Consider the following 1,366-nt stretch of genomic DNA (forward strand, 5'->3'; position numbering starts at 1 on the left):
AGGGTGCTGATCCCTGGGTTGCAGCGTCATGAGGTCGACGACGTTGACGACGCGGATCTTCAGGTCGGGCAGGGCCTTGCGCAGCAGGTCGACGGCGGCCAACGTTTCCAGGGTCGGGACGTCGCCGGCGCAGGCCATCACCACATCGGGCGCGCTGCCGTCGTGCTCGGTGCCGGCCCAGCGCCAGATGCCGATGCCCGCATCGCAATGGGTGGCGGCCTCCTGCATCGAGAGGAATTGCGGTGCCGGCTGCTTGCCGGCGACGATGACGTTGATGCGGTTGTAGGTGCGCAGACAATGATCGGCGATCCACAGCAGCGTGTTGGCGTCCGGCGGGAAGTAGATGCGGACGATGTCGGCCTTCTTGTTGGCGACGAGATCGACGAAGCCGGGATCCTGATGGCTGAAGCCGTTATGGTCCTGGCGCCAGACATGCGAGGTCAGGAGATAGTTCAGCGAGGCGATCGGCCGTCGCCACGGCAGGTGCCGCGTCACCTTCAGCCATTTGGCGTGCTGGTTGAACATGGAATCCACGATGTGGATGAAGGCCTCGTAGCAGGAGAAGAAGCCGTGCCGCCCGGTGAGCAGATAGCCCTCCAGCCAGCCCTGGCAGAGATGCTCGCTCAGCACCTCCATGACGCGGCCGTCCTGCGCCAGATGCACGTCGTAAGGCTCGATCGGCTCCATCCAGACCCGTTCGGTGGCGTCGAACACGGCGTCCAGCCGGTTTGAGGCGGTCTCGTCGGGCCCCATAATGCGGAAATTGCGCTCCTGCGCGTTGAGCCGAATGACCTCGCGCAGGAATTTGCCGAGCTCGCGCGTGGCTTCTGCCGTCATGCTGCCGGGCTCATGCACCTCGACGGCAAAGCTGCGGTAGTCCGGCAGCTTCAATTCCTTCTTGAGCAGCCCGCCATTGGCATGCGGATTGGCTCCCATGCGTCGAAGGCCTTCCGGTGCGAGCGCCTGAAGCTCCGGGATCAGCGTGCCGTTTGCGTCGAACAGGTTTTCCGGCTCGTAGCTGCGCATCCAGTCTTCGAGGATCTTCAGATGCGCCGGATTTTCCCGGCAGCCCGCCACCGGCACCTGATGCGCGCGCCAGAAGCCCTCGACCTTCTTGCCGTCGACCTCTTTCGGGCCGGTCCAGCCCTTCGGGCTGCGCAGCACAATCATCGGCCAGCGCGGCCGCGCGACGCTGCCACGACCGTCGCGGGCGTGCCGCTGGATCGCGCGGATGCTGGCGAAGGCGACGTCGAGCGCGTCGGCCATGGCCTGGTGCATCAATGTGGGATCATCACCTTCGACGAACAGCGGCTCGTGGCCGAAGCCGCGGAACAGATCGCGGATTTCGTCGTCTGCCATCCGTCCG

The 1,366-nt window shown here is 65.2% G+C and carries 1 pseudogene; it reads right to left on the reverse strand.

The features are described from left to right. Positions 1 to 1,366, reverse strand: a pseudogene (locus NLR35_RS34145) (phosphoketolase); the annotation flags it as partial.

The sequence above is a fragment of the Bradyrhizobium sp. SRS-191 genome, assembly GCF_024586915.1.
Classification (GTDB): domain Bacteria; phylum Pseudomonadota; class Alphaproteobacteria; order Rhizobiales; family Xanthobacteraceae; genus Bradyrhizobium.